Source organism: Nonomuraea lactucae (genome assembly GCF_003313395.1).
Classification (GTDB): domain Bacteria; phylum Actinomycetota; class Actinomycetes; order Streptosporangiales; family Streptosporangiaceae; genus Nonomuraea; species Nonomuraea lactucae.
This window is the reverse complement of record NZ_QNFZ01000104.1, coordinates 1-21,684: the sequence shown is the minus strand read 5'-3', so window position 1 is coordinate 21,684 and position 21,684 is coordinate 1. Positions and strand designations below refer to the sequence as shown.

Sequence of the window (21,684 nt, the reverse complement as noted above, 5' to 3'; positions counted from 1 at the left end):
CGGGGCCCAGCACCGCCTCGCGGAGGCCGTCGCCGCCGCCCACGCCCAGGCCCGCGCCAAGAGCGCGCGCGCCGAGGAAGCCCGCGCCAAGAACGCCCGCGCTGAGGAAGCCCGCGCCGAGGAAGCCCGCGCGCCCAGGAAGGACGTGACACTGTGATCGCATCGGTGACCGGCCGGGTCACGGCCGTCGCCCCCGACGGCGCGGTGATCGAGGTCGGCGGGGTCGGCATCCTCACCCACTGCACCCCCGGCACGCTGGCCCGGCTCAAGGTGGGCGAGGAGGCGCGCCTGGCCACGTCGCTGGTGGTGCGGGAGGAGTCACTCACCCTGTACGGCTTCGCCACCGACGACGAGCGGGCCGTCTTCGAGCTGCTCCAGACCGCCAGCGGCGTCGGCCCCAAGCTCGCCCTGGCCATGCTCGCCGTCCACGCCCCCAACGCGCTGCGCGTCGCCGTGGCCGCGGCCGACCTCAAGGCCCTCACCCAGGTGCCCGGCATCGGCCAGAAGGGCGCCCAGCGCATCGTTCTGGAGCTCAAGGACCGGCTCGGCACCCCCGACGAGGCCGTCAACGCCGCGCTCAACGGCGGCCGCAAGGCGGCGGTCTGGCGCGAGCAGGTGCACTCGGGCCTCGTGGGCCTCGGCTACTCCAGCAAGGACGCCGACGAGGCCGTCCTCGCGGTGGAGCCCGAAGCCGACGCCGCGCAGGCCGCCGGCCGCGCCCCCCAGGTGGCCGTCCTCCTCAAGTCCGCCCTGCGGGCCCTGAGCATCCGATGACCACCACCGTTCGGCGGCCGTCCGGCGCGCTCGGCCCCCGCCCGTGGCCGCCGTTCTCCCGGTTGTGCCGTACGCTCGCAGGGCCCGCGCGATGTCGCGGCGAGGCGGCCGGCGCCAGGGGGGAGGGGACGTGAGCCTGGAGCGCGATCTCGTGTCGCCCGACGCCGAGGGCGACGAGCTGCAGATCGAGGCGGCGCTGCGCCCCAAGAAGCTCGGCGAGTTCATCGGCCAGGGCCGGGTCCGTGAGCAGCTGTCGCTGGTGCTCGAGAGCGCGATGCGGCGCAACAGGCCGCCCGACCACGTGCTGATGAGCGGATCGCCGGGCTTGGGCAAGACCACGCTGGCCATGATCGTCGCGGCGGAGCTCGGTGCCCCGCTGCGCATCACGTCCGGGCCGGCCCTGGAGCGGGCGGGCGACCTCGCGGCCATCCTGTCGACGCTGGCCGAGGGCGAGGTGCTGTTCATCGACGAGATCCACCGGATGGCGCGGCCCGCCGAGGAGATGCTCTACCTCGCCATGGAGGACTTCCGGGTCGACATCGTCGTCGGCAAGGGGCCGGGCGCCACCGCCATCCCGCTCGACATCGCGCCGTTCACGCTGGTCGGGGCCACGACCCGGGCCGGGCTGCTGCCCGCGCCGCTGCGCGACCGGTTCGGGTTCACCGCCCACATGGACTTCTACGAGGTGGCGGAGCTCGAGCAGGTGCTGAACCGGTCGGCGCGGCTGCTCGGGGTGACGCTCCCCGGCGAGGGCGCGCACGAGATCGCCCGGCGCTCGCGCGGCACGCCCCGCATCGCCAACCGGCTGCTGCGCCGGGTGCGCGACTTCGCCGACGTGCGCGCCGGCGGAGCGATCGACCGCGACATCGCCTCCGCGGCGCTCGACCTGTACGAGGTGGACGCCGAAGGGCTCGACCGGCTCGACCGGGCCGTGCTCGGCGTGCTGCTGCGCAGGTTCGGCGGCGGGCCGGTGGGCCTGTCGACGCTCGCGGTGGCCGTGGGGGAGGAGCCGGAGACGGTCGAGGTGGTGGCCGAGCCGTTCCTCGTACGGCAGGGACTGCTGGCCAGGACCCCGCGCGGCAGGGTCGCCACCGCCGCCGCCTGGCACCACCTGGGGATGACACCTCCACCTGACGCGTTCGGAGCCACGCTTTTCGACTGATTACAGAACGGTTGCAACCGTTTCGAATCGGGAACTTCTCCGCGCGCCGAAACGCTGCCTCGTTGCCGCGTTTCGCAACAACCGCCTACACTCCGTGCCTTGGCTGGCTGTGTAGGCTGACGGGCTGAGCGGCGCGGTCCGACGCTACGCACGGAATTTCCGGTGCGGGGCCGGTGTCAACCTCTTGTACGACAATGGAAGGTCGCCTCTTATGGAACAACTCGGAAGTATCCTGCCGCTGATTCTTCTGGTAGTGGTGTTCTACTTCCTGCTGATTCGCCCGCAGCGCAAGCGCCAGCAGGAGGCGGTCCGGATGCAGAACAGCCTTACTCCCGGTGCGCGGGTGATGACCACGACGGGCCTGTTCGGCACCGTGGTCACGGTGGACAATGAGGACGTGGTCCTTGAGGTCGCCCCCGGGATCGAGACCCGTTGGGTGAAGGCCGCCATCGGCCGTGTGGTGACGCCCGGCGAGCCCACCGCGGACGACGCCGCGGACGACGCCGCGACCGGTGATGCCGCGACCGGCGACACGGGCGAGGCAGGCACCGGTGAGAGCAAGGCCGGTGAGACCGGTGGCAAGGACGGCAGCACCCCTGACGACACCGCGGACCGCAACAACGGACAGGACTCCAGCACCAACAAGTCCTGACTAGGCTCTGCGACAAACCTCTATCCGAAAGAACTGACTACCAGTGGCCCGACCGACCAGCAGCCACAGCAAGCCGGGGCGGACGCTCCTGCTGCTCCTGGCGCTCATCCTCGCCCTGGGCGGGACGATGTTCCTGCAGAAGGCGTTCACGCCGAAGCTCGGACTCGACCTCGCCGGCGGCACGACCGTGACCCTCTCACCGGTGACTCAGAACGGTGCGGCCCCACCGGAGGAGATCCTGGACCGCGCGGTCAACATCATCCGCGACCGGGTCAACGGCACCGGCATCTCCGACGCGGAGGTCGCCAAGTCAGGCGACAACATCATCATCTCGATCCCGGGCGTCGGGCAGAGCGAGGCCATCAAGCTGGTCGCGACCACCGCGGAGCTGCGTTTCCGCCAGGTGCTCGCCATGGAGGCGACGCAGCTTCCGCAGCAGCTCGCCACCGAGGCGCCCAAGCCCGGCGGCTCCCCGTCGGGCAACCCCTCCGCCGACCCGTCGGCCAAGCCGACGTCCAGCGGGTCGCAGCCGGCCAAGCCCGAGCCGACCGGCTCCCGGCCCGCCGGCGCCACGACGCCGAAGGCGTCCCCGACCGGCAAGGCCTTGTCGTCGGCCCTGACCTCGCCGGCGCCCAACCCGTCTCCGACGGCCACCGCCACCCAGCAGGGCCGCCAGAACGACCCGAAGAAGGGGCAGGACAAGAAGGGCGACGACAAGAAGGCCACCCCGACGCCGACCCAGCCGCCGCAGCAGCAGCAGAACCCCGGCGTCAACCCCCAGGGCATCGACCCGGCGGTCCTCAAGCAGTACGCGACCCTCGACTGCGCCAACCCCAAGAACCGCGGCCAGGGCGTCCAGGACGACCCGAACAAGCAGTACGCCGCCTGCGAGAGCGACGGCAGCTTCAAGTACGTCCTCGACGTGGCCAAGGTGGTGGGCACCGACATCGACACCGCGTCGGCGGGTGTCCGTCAGGGCAGCACCGAGTGGGTCGTCCAGCTCGACTTCAAGAGCAAGGGCGCCGGTGAGTGGAGCAAGCTCACCTCGGCGGCCTACAACTCGCAGGATCCGCGCAACAAGGTCGCCGTCGTCCTCGACGGCGTCGTGATCACCGCCCCCAACATCATCAGCCCGATCCCGGGCGGCCGGGCCGAGATCACCGGCCAGTTCAACCAGAAGAGCGCCACCGAGCTCGCCGAGCAGCTCAAGTACGGCGCGCTGCCGCTGAAGTTCCAGCGCAGCTCGATCGACACCGTCTCCTCCACCCTGGGCCAGGACCAGCTCAGGGGCGGCCTGATCGCCGGCGTCATCGGCCTGGCCCTGGTGGTGCTCTACTGCCTGCTCTACTACCGCGGCCTGGGCATCGTGGCCGTGCTGAGCCTCGTCGTCGCCTCGATCCTCACCTACACGGCGGTCGTGGTGCTCGGCCACAACGCCAACTTCCGGCTGTCGCTGCCGCACATCATCGGCCTGGTGGTCTCGATCGGCATCACCGCCGACTCCTTCATCGTCTACTTCGAACGCATCCGCGACGAGATGAAGGAGGGGCGGCGGACGCTCCGCGCGGCCGTCGAGGTGGCCTGGGTCCGCGCCAGGCGCACGATCCTGATCGCCGACGCCGTGATGTTCATCGCCGCGGTGGTGCTCTACGCGCTGGCCGTGGGCGGCGTGGCCGGGTTCGCGTTCGCGATGGGCCTGACCACGCTGATCGACATCGTGGTGGTGTTCATGTTCACCAAGCCGTTCATCGCGCTGCTCGCGCGGCTCAAGTTCTTCGCCAAGGGGCATCCGCTGTCCGGACTCGACTCCGAACGCATGAGCGCCGAACCGGCGGGCACGAGCCGCCGTACGACCACCCCGCAGGAGGCCTGAGATGGGACTGGGGCGTCGCCTCTACCGAGGCGAGATCGACGTTGACTTCGTCGGCAAGTGGAAGCTCTGGTACAGCCTGTCCGGCTTTCTGCTGATCGTCTCCATCGCCGGCCTGCTCATCAACGGGCTCAACCTGGGCGTCGAGTTCAAGGGCGGCTCGGTCTTCTCCTTCAGCGCGCCCAGCGCCACCATCGAGCAGGTGCGCGAGGGCTTCCGGGAGCAGGGCGTGCACCAGCCGATCGTGCAGACGGCCGGTGACCGCTGGCGGGTGACGACCGAGACGTTGCCCGAGAACACCATGCTCCAGGTCCAGAACTCGATCTCCAAGGACTACAGCGTCCCGGTCAACCAGGTCAACGTCCAGTCGATCGGCGCCTCCTGGGGCGGTGAGGTGTCGCAGAAGGCCTGGATGGGCCTGGCCGTCTTCATGCTCGCGATCATCCTGTACCTGTCGATGGCGTTCGAGCCGAAGATGGCGCTGGCCGCCATCGTGGCGCTCGTGCACGACCTCGTCATCACCGCGGGCATCTACGCCTGGTCGGGCTTCGAGGTGACCCCGGCGACCCTGCTGGGCTTCCTGACGATCCTCGGCTACTCGCTCTACGACGCGGTCGTGGTGTTCGACATGATCAAGGAGGTCACGGCCAAGCTGGGCACCACGTCCAAGCAGACCTACTCGATGGCGGCCAACAACGCGCTCAACCACACGCTGATCCGGTCGCTCAACACGTCGCTGGTCGCGATCCTGCCGGTGGCGGCGATCCTGTTCATCGGCACCACGGTGCTCGGCGCGGGCACGCTGAAGGACCTGTCGCTGGCCCTGTTCGTCGGCATGATCGTCGGCACCTACTCCTCGCTGTGCGTGGCCACGCCGCTGCTGGTCACCCTGAAGGAGCGGGAGCCGAAATACCAGGCCATCGCCAGGCGCCTGGCCTCCCAGGCCGGCAAGGGGGCCAAGGGCTCCAAGAGCGCGGCCACGGCCAAGGGCTGACGCGCTCACGCGGGGGCGGTCCGGCGTGCCGGACCGCCTGCGCGCGCATCATCATGGAGGCCGTCAGCCACGGGTGGGACCGTCCGAAGGAGTGCCGTGAAGAGCGATGACCTGAGCACGTTGATCCTCGATCGCATCAGGGACGTGCCCGACTATCCCCAGCCCGGCGTGCTGTTCAAGGACATCAGCCCGCTGCTGGCGGACCACGCGGCGTTCTCGGCCGTGGTGGACGAGCTGGCCGGCACGGAGCCCGTGGACAAGATCGTCGGGATCGAGGCCAGGGGTTTCATCCTGGCCGCCCCGGTGGCGTACCGGGTGGGGGCCGGATTCGTGCCCGTACGAAAAAAGGGCAAACTGCCCTCCGAAACGCTTGAAGAGTCCTACGATCTGGAATACGGCTCCGCGACCATCGAGGTCCACCGCGACGCCTTCGCCAAGGGCGACCGCGTCCTCATCGTCGACGACGTGCTCGCCACCGGCGGCACGGCGGAGGCGGCCGTGGAGCTCGTCCGGAGGGCCGGAGCCGAGGTGGTCGGCGTCGCCATCCTCATGGAGCTGGCCTTCCTCAACGGGCGCGAGCGCCTCACGGGAGTGGGCGTCCGCTCCCTGGTGATCGTCTGAGCAGGCCCACGGCTGGCCAGGTTTCGTGCCTGGATACACTGGGGGACCTGGACTCGAACATGAGGAGTCTGTGTGCCCCGTGATGTGGTCGTGCCCGACGTAACCGACGCAGGAGGTGCCGAGCCTGCCGGCGGCGCTCCTGCGGTGCGTCGACGGCGGTTTGGGGGTGGGGCCATGAATCCGGTGCTGGAGCCGCTGTTCAGGACGGTCCGCGCCACCCATCCCAAGGCCGACCTGCGCCTCGTCGAGCGCGCCTACGATGTCGCCGCGCACCACCACCGCGACCAGAAGCGCAAGTCGGGCGACCCGTACATCACGCACCCGCTGGCCGTGGCGACGATCCTGGCCGAGCTCGGCACCGACGACGAGACGCTCTGCGCCGCGCTGCTGCACGACACGGTCGAGGACACCGCCTACAGCCTCGACGAGCTCCGCGGCGACTTCGGCGACACGATCGGGTCGCTGGTCGACGGCGTCACCAAGCTCGACAAGGTGAAGTTCGGCGACGCCGCGCAGGCCGAGACCGTCCGCAAGATGGTCGTGGCGATGTCGCGCGACATCCGCGTACTGATCATCAAGCTGGCCGACCGGCTGCACAACATGCGCACGATGCGCTACTTGCCCGAGCACAAGCGCCACCAGAAGTCCCGCGAGACGCTGGAGATCTTCGCCCCGCTCGCCCACCGCCTGGGCATGAACACCATCAAGTGGGAGCTGGAGGACCTCGCGTTCGCCATGCTCTACCCCAAGCGCTACGACGAGATCGCGCGCATGGTGTCGGAGCGGGCGCCGCGCAGGGACCTGTTCCTGCAGGAGGTCATCGAGAAGGTCTCCGGCGACCTGCGCGACGCCAAGATCCGCGCCGTCGTCAAGGGCCGGCCGAAGCACTACTACTCGGTCTACCAGAAGATGATCGCCCGCGACGTGGCCTTCGACGACATCTACGACCTGGTGGGCATCCGGGTCCTCGTCGACAGCGTGCGCGACTGCTATGCGGCCCTCGGAACGATCCACGCGCGATGGAACCCGGTGCCCGGCCGGTTCAAGGACTACATCGCGATGCCCAAGTTCAACATGTACCAGTCGCTGCACACGACGGTGATCGGCCCCGAGGGCAAGCCGGTCGAGCTGCAGATCCGCACGCACGCCATGCACCATCGGGCCGAGTACGGCGTGGCCGCCCACTGGAAGTACAAGGAGGAGGTCGGCGGCGTCCCCGGCCCCACCGGCAAGGTCAAGCCGGGCAGCGACATGGCCTGGCTGCGGCAGCTGCTCGACTGGCAGAAGGAGACCTCCGACCCGGGCGAGTTCCTGGAGTCGCTCCGCTTCGACCTGTCGGTGTCCGAGGTCTACGTCTTCACCCCGCGCGGCCAGGTGGTGGCGCTGCCCGAGGGCGCGACGCCGGTCGACTTCGCCTACGCCGTCCACACCGAGGTGGGCCACCGCTGCATCGGCGCGCGCGTGAACGGCCGCCTGGTGCCGCTGGAGTCGCGGCTGGGCAACGGCGACACGGTCGAGATCTTCACCTCCAAGTCGCCCGACGCCGGCCCTTCGCGCGACTGGCTCAAGTTCGTCAAGTCGGGCCGCGCCCGCAACAAGATCCGCCAGTGGTTCTCCAAGGAGCGCCGCGAGACCGCGATCGAGGCGGGCAAGGAGGCCATCGGCCGGGCCATGCGCAAGCAGGGCCTGCCGCTGCAGCGGCTGATGTCCGGAGAGGCGCTGCTGGCCCTGGCCAGAGACCTGCGCTACCCCGACGTGTCAGCCCTCTACGCGGCCGTCGGCGAGGGCCACGTAGCCGCGCAGACGGTCGTGCAGAAGCTCGTGGCCTCCGTCGGCGGCGTCGACGGCGCCGAGGAGGACATCGCCGAGACGTCGCTCCCGACGCGCCTGCGCGGCCGTCCCCGCGGCGGAGGCGGCGCCGGCGTGGTCGTCGCGGGCGACTCCGACGTGTGGGTGCGCCTGTCGAAGTGCTGCACGCCGGTGCCGGGCGACGAGATCGTCGGCTTCGTCACACGCGGCCACGGCGTCTCGGTGCACCGCGCCGACTGCACCAACGTCCAGCAGCTCAAGTCGCAGCCCGACCGGCTGGTCGAGGTGAGCTGGTCGCCCGGCGACGACTCGGTGTTCCTCGTCGCGATCCAGGTGGAGGCCCTCGACCGGCCGCGCCTGCTCTCCGACGTCACCCGCACGCTGTCCGACCAGCACGTGAACATCCTGAGCGCGTCGGTCACCACCTCGCGCGACCGGGTCGCGATCAGCAAGTTCACCTTCGAGATGGGCGACCCCAAGCACCTGGGCCATGTGCTCAAGGCCGTGCGCAGCATCCAGGGCGTCTTCGACGTCTACCGCGTCAGCGGCGCCACCTGAGGGGCGCCCTCCGCGGGAAGCGGGGAGGCCGCTCCGCCCGCCCGCGGGACCAGCGGACGTCAGCTGAACCCGGCGGACGTCAGCTGAACTCGGCGAGCGTGCGCTCGGCCTCCTCCAGCCACGAGCGGCGGGCCGTCAGCGCCTCCTCCGCCTCCTTGACGTCCTTGGCGCGGCCCGCGGCCTGCGCCTTGGCCAGGCGCTGCTCCAGCTGCCCGATCGAGGTGCGCAGCTGGTCGACCGTGCTCTGCGCCCGGGCGCGCGCCTCGGGGTTGGAGCGCTTCCACTCGGCCTCCTCGGCCTTGCGGACGGCGTCGTCGACCCTGCGCAGCCCCCCCTCCAGCCGGTCGCGCTGCTCGCGCGGCACCGGCCCGGCGGCCTCCCACCGCTCCACGAGGTGGCGCAGCGCCGCCCTGGCGGTGCGCACGTCCGTGACCGGCAGGATCTTCTCGGCCTCGGTGAGGAGCAGCTCCTTGACCTCGGCGTTGGCCGCGAGCGAGGCGTCGCGCTCGGCGAACACCGCCGAACGGGCCTGGAAGAAGCGGTCCTGCGCGCCCTTGAAACGGGCCCACAGCTCGTCCTCCGCCTCGCGTGAGGCCCGGCCGGCGCTCTTCCAGCGCTGCATCAGCTCGCGGTAGGCGGCGGCCGTCGCGCCCCAGTCGGTCGAGTCGGCGATGGCCTCGGCCTCGGCGACGATGCGCTCCTTGGCGGCGCGCACCCCCTCACGCTGCTCGTCCAGGCCCGCGAAGTAGACCTTGCGCCGCTTGGCGAACGCGGTGCGCGCGGCCGACAGCCGCTTCCACAGGGCGGCCTCGGTCACCCTGTCGATGCGGTCGGCCGCCTTCCACTCCTCGACGAGCTGGCGCAGCCGCTCGCCGCCCGACTTCCAGTGGGTCGTCTCGTCGGCGATGCGCTCGGCCTCGGCGACGATGCGCTCCTTGACCGCCCTGGCCTCGGCCCGCGCGTGCTCCCTGGCGGCCTTCACCTCCTCACGGCGGTGCGCGACCTCCTCCGACAGGCCGTCGAGGCGGGAGGTCAGCGCGGCCAGGTCACCGATGGCGTGGGCGTCGGCGACGGCCTCGCGCAGCTTGACGATGCTCGCCTCGGCCTGCGCCGGGGCCAGGTCGGTGCCCCTGACCCGCTGCTCCAGCAGCTGGACCTGGCCGGCCAGCTCGTCGTACTTGCGATGGAAGTATGCCAGTGCCTCATCGGGCTCACCGGCCTGCCAGGAGCCGACGGCCCGCTCTCCCTCAGCCGTACGCACGTAGACGGTGCCGTCGTCGTCTACCCGGCCCCACGGGTCGGTGCTCACCGTGTCCTCCTGCACTTTCCATCAGACCCTTCGGGACTACTCGTCCCTAGTTTGTATTACGTCAGCTCTTGCCAGCGAATGTCACGTCTTTGATTTCGACCGCTTCCTTCGGAGCGCCCGTGCCGTCGCCGCCCCCGCCCAGAACTCCGGCCTTGTTCACCTTGTCCAGAATGTCGAGCCCCTTCGTGATCGTACCCACCGGGGTGTAGTCAGGGGTGAGCCCGATGTCGCCGTACACCAGGAAGAACTGGCTCCCGGTGCTGCCCGGCCGCTGGGTCTTGGCCATCGCCATCACGCCGCGCTTGTACGTCGCGCCCTTGAGGTTCTCCTCGGCCATCACGTAGCCGGGGCCGCCCTGGCCGTCGGTCGCGTTCTTGCCGTCGGCCTTGGCCGTCGGGTCGCCGCACTGCAGCATCGGGAACTGGTCGCTCCCCAGACGGTGGCACTTGCTCCCGTCGTAGTAGCCCTTGCCGGCCAGGAACTCCAGCGAGTTGACCGTGCACGGCGCCTTGGCGTTGTCGAGCGTGACCACGATGTCGCCCTGGTTGGTCTTGAGCGTCATCGTCTTCGTGGCGGGCTTGAGGCTCACCTTGGCCGGCGGCATGCCCACGTCCTTGACGGTGCCGCCCCCCGTGTCGGCCACGTATCCGCAGGTGCCGGTCTTGGCGTCGTACGGCTTGGGCTGGGCCGCGGCCGGTGAGGCCGAGGCGCTGCTCTGGGCGGACGCCGACGCGCTCGGCGACGCCGCGGCGTTGGGCTTCGAGCCGCCGCCGAGCAGCGCGACCGCGGCCACGATGCCGCCCACCACGACCACGACCCCCACCGTGGAGCCGATGATCGCAGTGCGCCTGGTCCGCTGCTCGCGCTCGATGCGGCGCTGCATCTGCCGCTCGTAGTGCTCGCGCGCCAGCTGCTTCTGCCGGTCCTTCCCCGTGGCCACCGCTTTGCCTCCCATAGTCAATCAACTGAGGTGGGCGAATCGTATCGGCCAACGGGTAATGATTCGCAGCCCGGCGACCCGCACCGGTACCCTTCGGTTACATTCCCATTGGCATTTTTGACGAGATCAGCTGAGGCAGATGCTCATCGCCGGCTTCCCCGCAGGGGCCTTCCAGACCAATTGTTACGTCATCGCGCCCGCCGCGGGCGAGGAGTGCGTGATCGTCGACCCTGGTCAGGACGCCGTGGCCGGGATCGACGAGCTGCTGCGCGAGCACCGGCTCAAGCCCGTCGCCGTCCTGCTCACCCACGGCCACCTCGACCACGTCTGGTCGGTGGCGCCCGTGTGCGGCGCGCGCGACGTGCCCGCGTGGATCCACCCCGACGACCGCCACCTGCTGTCCGACCCCGCCGCCGGCTGGTCGCCGAGCAGCGCCGGGCTGTTCGGCGGCCTCACGCTCAGCGAGCCCGACGACGTCAGGGAGCTGGCCGACGGGGCGCGGCTGCCGCTCGCCGGTCTCGAGTTCACGGTCGACCACACTCCCGGCCATACCAGGGGGTCGGTGAGCTTCCGGCTGCCCGGAGACGAGATCATGTTCTCGGGCGACCTGCTGTTCGCCGGCTCCATCGGCCGCACCGACCTGCCGGGCGGCGACTACCCGACGATCCTGCGCAGCCTGGCCTCCAAGTGCCTGCCGCTGCCTGACGATACGGTCGTCCTGCCGGGCCACGGACCACAGACCACGATCGGCCACGAGCGCGCCGCCAATCCTTACCTCAAGGAGGCCGCGCCGCACGCCGGTCCCGAACGAGGCATGTAACAGGAAACCAATGAGCTTCCAAGCACCCAAGGGCACCTTCGACTGGCTGCCGCCCCGCTCAGAGCAGATCCTCGCCGTCCGCGAGGCCCTCGTCGCCCCGGTGCGGCGGGCGGGCTACGGCTACGTCGAGACGCCCGTCTTCGAGGACACCCAGCTGTTCGCCAGGGGCGTCGGCGAGTCGACCGACATCGTCTCCAAGGAGATGTACACCTTCCCCGACAAGGCGGGCCGCTCGCTCACCCTGCGCCCCGAGGGCACGGCCTCCGTGGTGCGCGCCGTCCTCCAGCACGGCCTGCACAACGGCCAGCTCCCCGTGAAGCTGTGGTACTCCGGCAGCCAGTTCCGCTACGAGCGGGCCCAGAAGGGCCGCTACCGCCACTTCTGGCAGGTCGGGGCCGAGGCCCTCGGCGCCGAGGACCCGGCCCTCGACGCGGAGCTGGTCGTGCTGGGCGCCGAGGGCTTCGCCGAGCTCGGCCTGACCGGCGTGAGGCTGCTGCTCAACTCCCTGGGCGACAAGGTCTGCCGGCCCGCCTACCGGGCCGCCCTGCAGGAGTTCCTGCGCGGCCTCGACCTCGACGACGACACCAGGGCCCGCATCGACATCAACCCGCTGCGGGTGCTCGACGACAAGCGGCCCGAGGTGCGGGCCCAGCTCGCCGGGGCGCCGCTCGTCGTCGACCACCTGTGCGCGGCCTGCAAGGCCTACCACGAGGAGGTCCGCTCCCTGCTGACGGCGGCGGGCGTGGCGTACGAGGACGACCCGCGCCTGGTGCGCGGCCTCGACTACTACACGCGCACCACGTTCGAGTTCGTCCACGACGGGCTCGGCTCGCAGTCGGCCGTCGGCGGCGGCGGGCGCTACGACGGGCTCAGCGAGATGCTCGGCGGGCCGCCGCTGCCCAGCGTCGGCTGGGCGCTCGGCGTCGACCGCACGTTCCTCGCCATGGAGGCCGAGGGGCTGCTCTCCGGCGACGAGCAGGGCCGGGCGCCAGGCCTGGTCCAGGTGTACGGTGTCGCGCTGGGCGACGACGCCCGCCGCCGGATGTTCCTGCTCGTCGACGAGCTGCGCAGGGCGGGCGTCAGCGCCGACATGGCCTTCGGCGGCAAGGGGCTCAAGGGCGCGATGAAGGGCGCCGACCGCTCGGGTGCCCGGTTCGCCCTGATCCTCGGCGAGCGTGACCTGGCCGCGCAGGCCGTCCAAGTGAAAGACCTGACCACCGCTGAGCAGACCGAGGTGCCGCTGGCCCAGGTCGTCGACGTTCTGAAAGGGAAAGTGCAGTGATTCGCACGCATACGGCCGGGTCGCTCCGCGAGGAGCACGCCGGGCAGCAGGTGACGCTCGCGGGATGGGTGGCCCGGCGCCGTGATCACGGTGGGGTGGTCTTCATCGACCTGCGCGACGCCTCCGGCTCGGCGCAGGTGGTCTTCCGCGAGGAGGACCACGCCCACGACCTGCGCGCCGAATACTGCGTGAAGGTGGTCGGCGAGGTCCGGGTGCGCCCGGAGGGCAACGCCAACCCCGACCTGCCCACCGGCGCCATCGAGGTCGTCGCCGCCGAGGTCGAGGTGCTCAGCGAGTCGGCGCCGCTGCCGTTCCCGATCGAGGGCAACGTGGGCGTCTCCGAGGAGGCCCGGCTCAAGTACCGCTACCTCGACATCCGCCGCCAGCAGGTGGCCCAGGCGATGCGCGTCCGCTCCAAGGCCACCTACCTCGCCAACGAGGTGATGAACGAGCTCGGCTTCGTCTACGTCGAGACCCCGACGCTGACCCGCTCCACGCCCGAGGGCGCCCGCGACTTCCTCGTGCCCGTCCGGCTGCAGCCCGGCAGCTGGTACGCCCTGCCCCAGTCGCCTCAGCTGTTCAAGCAGCTGCTGCAGGTCGGCGGGCTGGAGCGCTACTACCAGCTGGCCAAGTGCTACCGTGACGAGGACCTGCGGGCCGACCGGCAGCCGGAGTTCACCCAGATCGACATCGAGATGTCCTTCGTCGACCAGGAGGACGTCATCGCGGTCGGCGAGAAGCTGGTCGGGCGGCTCTGGCGCGAGATCCTCGGTCACGAGATCCCGATGCCGCTGCCGCGCATGACCTACGCCGAGGCGATGGCCCGCTACGGCTCCGACAAGCCCGACCTGCGCTTCGGCCAGGAGCTCGTCGAGATGACCGGCTACTTCGCCGGCACCTCGTTCCGGGTGTTCCAGGCCGACTACGTGGGCGCGGTCGTCATGCCCGGCGGGGCCTCGCAGACGCGCAAGGAGCTCGACGGCTGGCAGGAGTGGGCCCGCTCGCGCGGCGCCAAGGGCCTGGCCTACGTGCTCGTCCAGGCCGACGGCACCCTCGGCGGCCCGGTCGCCAAGAACCTGTCGGAGCAGGAGCTGTCCGGGCTGGCCGCGTTCGCGGGGGCCCAGCCGGGCGACGCGATCTTCTTCGCCGCGGGGGGGCGCAGCGCGGCCCGCGACCTGCTGGGCGCCGCCCGGCTGGAGATCGGCCGCCGCTGCGGGCTGATCGACGAGTCGCGGTGGTCGTTCCTCTGGGTCGTCGACGCGCCCATGTTCGAGGAGGACGGGGAGGGGGGCTGGACGGCCGTGCACCACCCGTTCACCGGCCCCAAGCCGGAGTGGGCCGACACCTTCCAGGACAACCCGGGCGAGGCCCTGGCCTACGCCTACGACATGGTGTGCAACGGCATGGAGATCGGCGGGGGCTCCATCCGAATCCACCGGGCCGAGATGCAGCAGCGCGTCTTCGACGTGCTCGGCATCTCCAAGGAGGAGGCCGAGAGCAAGTTCGGCTTCCTGCTGGAGGCGTTCAAGTACGGCCCGCCCCCGCACGGCGGCATCGCCTACGGCTGGGACCGCATCTGCATGCTGCTGTCCGGCGGCGAGTCGATCCGCGACGTCATCGCCTTCCCGAAGACGGCCTCCGGCTTCGACCCGCTCACCGCCGCGCCCACGCCGATCACCGCCGAGCAGCGCAAGGAGGCGGGCGTCGACGCCCAGCCCAAGGCGTAGCCCCGCTCGCGCACTGACGGCCCTCCAGGAGCTCCTGGAGGGCCGTCGCGTTCAGTTCGTGGGCGTCGCTCAGGACAGCGTGACCTTCTTGATGATGATGGGGTTCTTCGGCGCGGTGGTGCCCCCGGTGTCCATGGCATCCCCCTTGTTGACGAGGACGCCCTCCTTGGCCACCTTGTCGATGATCTCCAGACCGGAGCGGACCATGCCGATCACCGAGTACGGGTCCTGGATCTGGGCGTTCTCGTCCGACAGCGAGATGGCGAACTGGCTGCTGTTCTCGCCGCTCGAACCCACCGGCTGGGTCAGGAACACCGCCCCCCGGTTGTAGGGCACGACGCCGACGTTCTCGTCGGGGAAGACGTAGCCGGCGGTGCCCTGGCCGTCGGTCGGGTTCTTGCCGTCGGCCTTGGCCTTCGGGTCGCCGCACTGCAGCATGTAGACGCCCTCCGTCTCGGGCATCGCCAGGCGGTGGCACTTGGTGTTGTCGTAGAACTTCTTCTTGGCCAGGAACGCCATCGAGTTGACCGAGCACGGGGTGGCGTTCGGGTCGACGTCGATGACGATGTCGCCGTGGTTGGTGGTGATGGTCCACGTCGACAGCTTCAGGTTGGGCTTGCGCCCCGGCATGCCCACGTACTTCATCGGCACGTCGGCCTTGCTCCGCTTGTAGGTGCAGGTCACCGGCCCCGTCTTCTTCTGGGGCGTCTCGGTCGGCAGCACGGCCGACGGCGTCGTGGAGGCGGACGCGGAGGGCGAGCTCGTGGCCGCCACGGGCTTGCCCGAACCCCTGTCGGCCAGAGCGGTGGCGGCGTAGATGCCGCCCGCCACGACGACGACGGCCACGCCCGCGCCGATGAAGGTGTTGCGCCTCGCCTTGGCGGACTGTTCGGCCGCGCGCCGCGCCTGCCGCTCCTTGTGCTCCCGCGCCAGCTGGCTCTGGCGGTCGTCGCCGCTCACCGGTATGTCCTCCACTTTGCCGACACATGACCCAACAACTCCGCGAATGCTACCGGCACTGGAATGTGATCGAGGTAAGTGACGGGAATGACCCAGTGTTGCGGGACGGACCGAGAACCTTATCGTGCTGAGACTCGTAGTTGAAATGAGAACTAAGGAGTCCTGACATGTTCGACCAGATCATGGGGCTGCCCGCGCACCCGCTGATGGTGCACTTCGCCGTCGTGCTGACGCCGCTGCTCGCCCTGCTCACCGTGGCGTACGCCCTGCTGCCGGGCCGCCGCCCGCTGCTGGCCTGGGCCGTGGTGCTGCTCTCTCTGGCCAGCCCGGCGGCGCTGTTCGCGGCCAAGCAGAGCGGCGAGCTGCTCAAGGAGGCCCGCTTCGCCACGGCGGAAGGTGAGCTGGGCCAGGCCATCGCCACCCACGAGAGCTTCGCCAGCCCGCTGCTCCTGTCGGCCGTCGGCCTCGGCGCCACCGCGCTGCTGCTCGTCTACGTCACCACCCCCGCCCGCGCGGGCTCTCGGAAGGCCGCCACCGGGGTCACCGTCCCCGCTGACGCGCGGTCCGGTGACGCGGGCCCTGAAGGGACCGAGGCGGGGAGGACGACCGGCGACAGGTTCGGCCGCGCGGTCACCATCGGCCTGTCGGCCCTGGCCGTGGTGCTCGCGGCGGTCGTCGCCTACTACGTCTTCCAGGCCGGGGACTCGGGAGCGCGGGCCGTCTGGGGCCTGGGCGCATAGCCCGGGGCGTGATCGCACAGGCCATTGAGCGCATGGCCCGGGGGCTTGGGCGCGCAGGTCGAGGGCTTGGCGGCAATGCCCGCGACCCGCGGCGGGACCGCCGAACGCGGCCAGCGTGTAATCTCGCGTTGTGGAGAGTCTGTTCGATTCGGCGGCTGAGGAGGCCACACCGCAGCCCCTCGCCGTCCGGATGCGCCCCCGCACCCTCGACGAGGTGATCGGCCAGCGGCACCTGCTCGGCCCGGGCACGCCGCTGCGGCGCCTGGTCGAGAGCGACGCGCCGATGTCGCTCTTCCTGTGGGGGCCGCCGGGCACGGGCAAGACCACGCTCGCGTACGTCGTCTCCAACGCCACCAAGCGCCGCTTCATCGAGCTCTCCGCCGTCTCGGCCGGCGTCAAGGACGTCCGCGCCGCCATCGACAACGCCCGGCGGGAGCTGGGCATGACCGGCCGGCAGACCGTGCTCTTCGTCGACGAGGTGCACCGCTTCAACAAGGCGCAGCAGGACGCGCTGCTGCCCGCGGTCGAGAACCGCTGGGTCACCTTCATCGGCGCCACCACCGAAAACCCGTTCTTCTCGGTCATCTCGCCGTTGCTGTCGCGCTCGCTGCTGCTCACGCTGGAGTCGCTGTCCGACGACGACGTGCGCGCGGTCCTGGAGCGCGCGGTCGCCGACGAGCGCGGGCTGGGCGGCCGCGCCGGCCTGGCCCAGCAGGCCCTCGACCATCTCGTACGGCTCGCGGGCGGCGACGCGCGCCGCTCCCTGACCTACCTCGAGGCCGCCGCGCTGCTGGCCGACGACATCACGGTCGAGGTCGTGGAGAAGGCCGTCGACAAGGCGGCCGTCCGCTACGACCGGCAGGGCGACCAGCACTATGACGTGATCAGCGCGTTCATCAAGTCCATGCGCGGCTCCGACGCCGACGCGGCGCTCCACTACCTCGCCCGCATGATCGAGGCCGGCGAGGACCCTCGCTTCATCGCCCGACGCATCGTCATCTTCGCCTCCGAGGACGTGGGCATGGCCGACCCTGCCTGCCTGCAGACGGCGGTCGCCGTCGCCCAGGCGGTGCAGCTGATCGGCCTGCCCGAGGCCCAGATCAACCTCGCCCACGCGGTGATCCACTGCGCGCTGGCGCCCAAGTCCAACGCCGTGGTCAAGGCGATCGGCGCCGCCGCCGCCGACGTGCGCCGCGGCCTCATCGGCCAGGTCCCCGGGCACCTGCGCGACGCCCACTACCCCGGCGCGGCCAAGCTCGGCCACGGCGAGGACTACAGATACCCGCACGACTTCGACCACGGCCTGGTGCGCCAGGACTACGCGCCCGAGCAGGTACGCGAGCGCCGCTACTACGAGCCGACCACACATGGGGCCGAGGCCGCGGTCGCCGACCGCTGGGCCAGGATCCGCGACTTCCTGCGCGGGACCTGACCTGTCGACGCGTCCACGGGGTCGGCGCGGTGTGCCGGGCCGCCACACCCTTCCGAAGGCGATCGTCGCACCCTGGCGTTTCCTCGACCGTCGCCACTCGGGCCGCCACGCACGCCATTCCGCCCGCCACGCACGCCATTCCGCCCGCCACGCACGCCATTCCGCCCGCCCGGTACGCCATTCCGCCCGCCCGGACCGGCGGGCCGTACGGCGGCGTTCACAGGAGCTGTGCGGCGGGCGCGGCGACCTCGCCTTTCACTCGCCTTCACTCGCCTTCACTCGCCTTTCGGCGGTCGGCCGGGCGGCGCGGTACGCTTCGGGCGCGGCGACCCGGGCTCGTCACACCCGGCCGTGGAAGGGTCGGCCGCCGACGTGGCGGCCTGATCAAGATCTTCGTCCCCGCTAACCTGGGTCCCTGGACACGATAGGGTTCATGCCGTTCCGGCGCAGCGTACGAGGGAGATGAGCGGATGCTTACCGCTGGAGAGGTCGCCGGGCTGATCGCGGCCACGGGCTGGATAGTCCTGGTCTGCGTGCTCGCCATGGTGCTCGTCAAGCTCACGCGGCTGCTCACCGAGACCACCAAGGCGGTCTCCGACCTGAGCAGCCGCATCGCCCCCCTGCTCGACGACATGAGCGTCACGGTCAACGAGACCAACAGGCAGCTCGTCGCGGCCGAGGCCATCGCCAAGGACGTCAAGCAGATCAGCGGCCACGCCGCCAAGCTCAGCGCGGTGACCCAGACCTTCCTCACCGGCCCGCTGATCAAGGTGTCCTCCCTCGGCTACGGCGTGCGCCGGGCCATCGAGGCCCGCAGGCCGCGCAGGCCGCGCCGGGCCGGGCGGCGGCCATGATCCGGCGGCTGTTCTACCTCTCGCTCGGCGCGCTCATCACCCTGTGGGTGATGCGCAGGTTGCAGGCCCTGCACCCGAGCCACGTGGCCCGCAGGACGGCCAGTGGCGCGGCGGGCATGCTCGCGCAGGTGAGAGACTTTACTTCCGACGCGCTCGGCGAGGCAGCCGATCGCGAAACCGAGTTGCGAGCCCGGTTCGGGCTCGACGACTCTGACCACATCGACTGACTAACGCAAAGGATGGCCACAATGGAGTCGGCAGAGATCGCCCGCCGCTTCCTGCGCTTCTTCGAGGAGCGTGGGCACACGATAGTGCCCTCGGCCAGCCTGATCGCTGAGGACCCGACGCTTCTCCTGGTCAACGCAGGTATGGTGCCGTTCAAGCCGTACTTCCTGGGGCAGCGCAAGCCTCCGGCGTCACGGCTGGCCACCGCGCAGAAGTGCGTCCGCACCCCCGACATCGACGAGGTGGGCAAGACCACCCGCCACGCCACGTTCTTCCAGATGCTCGGCAATTTCTCCTTCGGCGACTACTTCAAGGCCGAAGTGATCCCCTACGCCTGGGAGCTGCTCACCAGGTCCGAGGCCGACGGCGGCTTCGGCTTCCCCGAGGAGCGGCTCTGGGCGACGGTCTACATGGAGGACGACGAGGCGTTCGACATCTGGCACAACAAGGTCGGCCTGCCCGCCGAGCGCATCCAGCGCCGCGGCCTGGAGGACAACTACTGGCACATGGGCGTGCCCGGCCCCGGCGGCCCCTGCTCGGAGATCTACTACGACCGCGGCCCCGAGTACGGCCGCGAGGGCGGCCCGGTCGCCGACGAGGACCGCTACCTCGAGGTGTGGAACCTCGTGTTCATGCAGTACCAGCTGAGCCAGGTCCGCAGCAAGGTCGACTTCGACGTCTCGGGCGAGCTACCGAACAAGAACATCGACACCGGCATGGGCCTGGAGCGCATGGCGGCCATCCTCCAGGGCGTCGACAACATCTACGAGATCGACACCACCTACAAGATCCTCGACCGGGCCGCGGAGCTCACCAAGTCGCGCTACGGCCGCGACCCGCGGGCCGACGTCAGCCTGCGCGTCATCGCCGACCACGTGCGCACCGGCACCATGCTGGTCTCCGACGGCGTCATCCCGGGCAACGAGGGCCGCGGCTACGTCCTGCGCCGCATCCTGCGTCGCAGCGTGCGCAACCTGCGCCTGCTCGGCTCCGGCGACGAGCGCTACATGCACGAGCTCACCCGCGTCGCGATCGACGTCATGGGCGAGCAGTATCCCCAGCTGAAGGCCGACGCGCCGCAGATCCACGGGGTCATCGACGCCGAGGAGGCGTCGTTCCTCGGCACGCTCCGCACCGGCACCGCGATCTTCGACGTGGCGGTCGAGGAGACCAAGCGCAAGTCCGGCTCCACCATCTCCGGCGACCAGGCGTTCCAGCTCCACGACACCTACGGCTTCCCGATCGACCTCACCCTGGAGATGGCCGGCGAGCACGGTCTCAAGGTCGACGAGGAGGGCTTCCGCCGCCTGATGAAGGAGCAGCGGGAGCGCGCCAAGGCCGACGCGGCGGCGAAGAAGACCGGCAACGCCGACATCTCCGTCTTCGGGGAGCTGCTGGAGAAGGCGGGCAAGGTCGAGTTCCTCGGCTACGACGAGACCGAGGCCGACACCACAGTGGTCGGCATCCTCGTCGACGGCGTCCCCGTCCCGGCGGCGGGCGCGGGCTCGACGGTCGAGATCGTGCTCGGCCGCACCCCGTTCTACGCCGAGGGCGGCGGCCAGCTGGCCGACCAGGGCGTGATCCGCGCCGGCGGCGCCGAGGTGGAGGTCCACGACGTGCAGTCGCCCATCGCGGGCCTGGTCGTCCACCGCGGCAAGGTGCGCGCGGGCGAGCTCAAGGTCGGCGACGAGGCGCACGCGGAGATCGACCTCGAGCGCCGCCGCGCGATCTCGCGCAGCCACAGCGCCACCCACCTCGTCCACCGCGGGTTCAAGAACGCGCTCGGCGAGTCCGCCGCCCAGGCCGGCTCGGAAAACTCTCCCGGCCGCTTCCGCTTCGACTTCACCGCGGCCGGCGCCGTCCCGCCGAGCGTGCTGCGCGACGTCGAGGACGAGGTCAACGCCGTGCTCATCAACGATCTCAAGGTCAACGCCTTCTACACCTCCCAGGCGGAGGCCAGGGCGATGGGCGCGCTGGCCATGTTCGGCGAGAAATACGGCGACGAGGTCCGCGTCGTCGAGATCGGCGACTACTCCCGCGAGCTGTGCGGCGGCACCCACGTCCACAGCTCCGGCCAGCTCGGCCTGGTCAAGGTGCTCGGCGAGCAGTCGGTCGGCGCCGGCGTGCGCCGCGTAGAGGCGCTCGTCGGCATCGACGCCTTCCGCTTCCTGGCGCGCGAGAGCGTGCTGGTCTCCCAGCTCACCGAGCAGCTCAAGGCTCGCCGCGAGGAGCTGCCCGAGCGCATCGAGGGCATCGTCACCCGCCTGCGGGCCGCCGAGAAGGACCTGGAGAGGCTCCGCTCCGCCCAGGTGCTCCAGGTGGCCGGCGAGCTGGCGTCCCAGGCGCGTGACCAGCAGGGAGTCTCCGTGGTGACACACCGCGCGCCTGATGGCACCGGAGCCGACGACCTGCGTAAGCTCGCCCTGGATGTGCGTGGCAGGTTCCCGGCCGACCGGCCTGCGGTCATCGTGATCGCCGGCGTCCCCTCCGACCGACCAGTGGTCGTTGCCGCGGTCAACGATGCGGGACGTGAGCGGGGGCTCAAGGCCGGGAGACTGGTCGGCGTCGCCGCCAAGGCGCTTGGGGGTGGCGGTGGCGGCAAGGACGACGTCGCGCAGGGCGGCGGCACCCGCCCGGAGGCGATCGGCGACGCGCTGCGTCTCGTCGATCAGGCCATCGAGGGACAGCTCGGCTGACATGCGGTTCGGCTCACGGATCGGCGTGGACGTCGGCTCCGTACGCATCGGCGTGGCCCGCAGCGACCCCTCGGGACTGCTGGCCACGCCGGTCGAGACCGTCCGGCGGGGCAAGGGCGACCTCGACCGCATCGCCGCCATCGTCGCCGAGCACGAGGCGATCGAGGTCGTGGTGGGGCTGCCCACCTCCCTGTCGGGCCGCGAGGGCCAGGCCGCCGCGCTGGCCCGCGACTTCGCCGCCGCGCTGGCCGGGCGGCTC

Annotated in this window: 19 protein-coding genes; 16 read left to right on the top strand and 3 right to left on the bottom strand. The window is 70.7% G+C overall.

From position 1 onward, the window contains the following. Positions 1 to 153 precede the first annotated feature (153 nt). The 7 genes from ruvA to DQW85_RS07510 all read left to right on the top strand — a co-directional run bounded on the left by ruvA (position 154) and on the right by DQW85_RS07510 (position 8,440). Complete coding sequence (ruvA, locus tag DQW85_RS07540) at positions 154 to 774, top strand: Holliday junction branch migration protein RuvA (protein WP_113699659.1); 621 nt, start codon at positions 154 to 156, stop codon at positions 772 to 774. Positions 775 to 865: 91 nt separating this feature from the next. Further along, on the top strand, positions 866 to 1,936 hold the full coding sequence (gene ruvB / locus DQW85_RS07535) for a Holliday junction branch migration DNA helicase RuvB (protein ID WP_113699658.1): 1,071 nt from the start codon (positions 866 to 868) through the stop codon (positions 1,934 to 1,936). A 211-nt stretch (positions 1,937 to 2,147) separates the two neighbouring features. Beyond that, positions 2,148 to 2,588 carry a preprotein translocase subunit YajC gene (gene yajC, locus DQW85_RS07530; RefSeq protein WP_113699657.1) on the top strand — a complete coding sequence of 147 codons (441 nt, stop codon included), beginning with the start codon at positions 2,148 to 2,150 and terminating at the stop codon, positions 2,586 to 2,588. Positions 2,589 to 2,631: 43 nt separating this feature from the next. Continuing rightward, on the top strand, positions 2,632 to 4,461 hold the full coding sequence (gene secD / locus DQW85_RS07525; RefSeq protein WP_240196999.1) for a protein translocase subunit SecD: 1,830 nt from the start codon (positions 2,632 to 2,634) through the stop codon (positions 4,459 to 4,461). 1 nt (position 4,462) lies between these two features. Beyond that, entirely contained in the window at positions 4,463 to 5,452 is a 990-nt protein-coding gene (gene secF / locus DQW85_RS07520) for a protein translocase subunit SecF (protein ID WP_113699656.1), read from the top strand. Between the two features lie 96 nt (positions 5,453 to 5,548). Continuing rightward, a complete protein-coding gene (locus tag DQW85_RS07515) occupies positions 5,549 to 6,073 on the top strand; it encodes an adenine phosphoribosyltransferase (protein WP_113699655.1) in 525 nt (174 codons plus the stop codon). Positions 6,074 to 6,247: 174 nt separating this feature from the next. Continuing rightward, positions 6,248 to 8,440 (top strand): RelA/SpoT family protein, encoded by a 2,193-nt coding sequence (locus DQW85_RS07510; protein ID WP_205314952.1) that lies wholly within the window; start codon positions 6,248 to 6,250, stop codon positions 8,438 to 8,440. Between the two features lie 79 nt (positions 8,441 to 8,519). On the opposite strand, the gene DQW85_RS07505 is transcribed toward DQW85_RS07510, so the two are convergent. Then, positions 8,520 to 9,749, bottom strand: coding sequence for a DUF349 domain-containing protein (locus tag DQW85_RS07505; RefSeq protein ID WP_113699660.1), 1,230 nt, complete (start codon positions 9,747 to 9,749; stop codon positions 8,520 to 8,522). 61 nt (positions 9,750 to 9,810) lie between these two features. Then, positions 9,811 to 10,689, bottom strand: a complete 879-nt coding sequence (locus DQW85_RS07500; protein WP_338043362.1) for a peptidylprolyl isomerase — start codon at positions 10,687 to 10,689, stop codon at positions 9,811 to 9,813. A 139-nt stretch (positions 10,690 to 10,828) separates the two neighbouring features. Here DQW85_RS07500 and DQW85_RS07495 point away from each other — a divergent pair, with 139 nt between their 5' ends. The 3 genes from DQW85_RS07495 to aspS are packed head-to-tail and all read left to right on the top strand — an operon-like array spanning position 10,829 to position 14,518. Beyond that, entirely contained in the window at positions 10,829 to 11,509 is a 681-nt protein-coding gene (locus DQW85_RS07495) for an MBL fold metallo-hydrolase (protein WP_113699652.1), read from the top strand. Positions 11,510 to 11,519: 10 nt separating this feature from the next. Beyond that, entirely contained in the window at positions 11,520 to 12,791 is a 1,272-nt protein-coding gene (gene hisS, locus DQW85_RS07490) for a histidine--tRNA ligase (protein WP_113699651.1), read from the top strand. Then, positions 12,788 to 14,518, top strand: coding sequence for an aspartate--tRNA ligase (aspS, locus tag DQW85_RS07485; protein ID WP_113699650.1), 1,731 nt, complete (start codon positions 12,788 to 12,790; stop codon positions 14,516 to 14,518). The genes hisS and aspS overlap by 4 nt, the downstream gene beginning before the upstream one ends. A 69-nt stretch (positions 14,519 to 14,587) precedes the next feature. Here aspS and DQW85_RS07480 read toward each other — a convergent pair whose 3' ends face one another. Continuing rightward, entirely contained in the window at positions 14,588 to 15,478 is an 891-nt protein-coding gene (locus DQW85_RS07480; RefSeq protein ID WP_113699649.1) for a peptidylprolyl isomerase, read from the bottom strand. A gap of 167 nt (positions 15,479 to 15,645) precedes the next feature. On the opposite strand from DQW85_RS07480, the gene DQW85_RS07475 reads away from it, so the two are divergent. The 6 genes from DQW85_RS07475 to ruvX form a co-directional block, all read left to right on the top strand. Beyond that, positions 15,646 to 16,218 carry a hypothetical protein gene (locus tag DQW85_RS07475; protein WP_113699648.1) on the top strand — a complete coding sequence of 191 codons (573 nt, stop codon included), beginning with the start codon at positions 15,646 to 15,648 and terminating at the stop codon, positions 16,216 to 16,218. Positions 16,219 to 16,408: 190 nt separating this feature from the next. Beyond that, a complete protein-coding gene (locus DQW85_RS07470; protein WP_476703598.1) occupies positions 16,409 to 17,650 on the top strand; it encodes a replication-associated recombination protein A in 1,242 nt (413 codons plus the stop codon). A gap of 470 nt (positions 17,651 to 18,120) precedes the next feature. After that, a complete protein-coding gene (locus tag DQW85_RS07465) occupies positions 18,121 to 18,504 on the top strand; it encodes a DUF948 domain-containing protein (protein WP_113699646.1) in 384 nt (127 codons plus the stop codon). Next, positions 18,501 to 18,731: a hypothetical protein gene (locus tag DQW85_RS07460; protein ID WP_113699645.1), complete on the top strand. Its 231-nt coding sequence runs from the start codon at positions 18,501 to 18,503 to the stop codon at positions 18,729 to 18,731. The genes DQW85_RS07465 and DQW85_RS07460 overlap by 4 nt, the downstream gene beginning before the upstream one ends. Before the next feature lie 21 nt (positions 18,732 to 18,752). Continuing rightward, entirely contained in the window at positions 18,753 to 21,425 is a 2,673-nt protein-coding gene (alaS, locus tag DQW85_RS07455) for an alanine--tRNA ligase (protein WP_113699644.1), read from the top strand. A 1-nt stretch (position 21,426) separates the two neighbouring features. Then, positions 21,427 to 21,684, top strand: a 258-nt coding sequence (gene ruvX, locus DQW85_RS07450) for a Holliday junction resolvase RuvX (protein WP_113699643.1), incomplete at its 3' end; no start/stop codon positions are given.

Bases quoted from the DNA above. Each gene is read 5' to 3' on its own strand.
- alaS (WP_113699644.1), top strand. From the start codon at position 18,753: ATGGAGTCGGCAGAGATCGCCCGCCGCTTCCTGCGCTTCTTCGAGGAG.
- secF (WP_113699656.1), top strand. From the start codon at position 4,463: ATGGGACTGGGGCGTCGCCTCTACCGAGGCGAGATCGACGTTGACTTC.
- DQW85_RS07510 (WP_205314952.1), top strand. From the start codon at position 6,248: ATGAATCCGGTGCTGGAGCCGCTGTTCAGGACGGTCCGCGCCACCCAT.
- hisS (WP_113699651.1), top strand. From the start codon at position 11,520: ATGAGCTTCCAAGCACCCAAGGGCACCTTCGACTGGCTGCCGCCCCGC.
- DQW85_RS07460 (WP_113699645.1), top strand. From the start codon at position 18,501: ATGATCCGGCGGCTGTTCTACCTCTCGCTCGGCGCGCTCATCACCCTG.
- DQW85_RS07495 (WP_113699652.1), top strand. From the start codon at position 10,829: ATGCTCATCGCCGGCTTCCCCGCAGGGGCCTTCCAGACCAATTGTTAC.
- yajC (WP_113699657.1), top strand. From the start codon at position 2,148: ATGGAACAACTCGGAAGTATCCTGCCGCTGATTCTTCTGGTAGTGGTG.
- DQW85_RS07465 (WP_113699646.1), top strand. From the start codon at position 18,121: ATGCTTACCGCTGGAGAGGTCGCCGGGCTGATCGCGGCCACGGGCTGG.
- DQW85_RS07475 (WP_113699648.1), top strand. From the start codon at position 15,646: ATGTTCGACCAGATCATGGGGCTGCCCGCGCACCCGCTGATGGTGCAC.
- DQW85_RS07470 (WP_476703598.1), top strand. From the start codon at position 16,409: ATGCGCCCCCGCACCCTCGACGAGGTGATCGGCCAGCGGCACCTGCTC.
- ruvB (WP_113699658.1), top strand. From the start codon at position 866: ATGTCGCGGCGAGGCGGCCGGCGCCAGGGGGGAGGGGACGTGAGCCTG.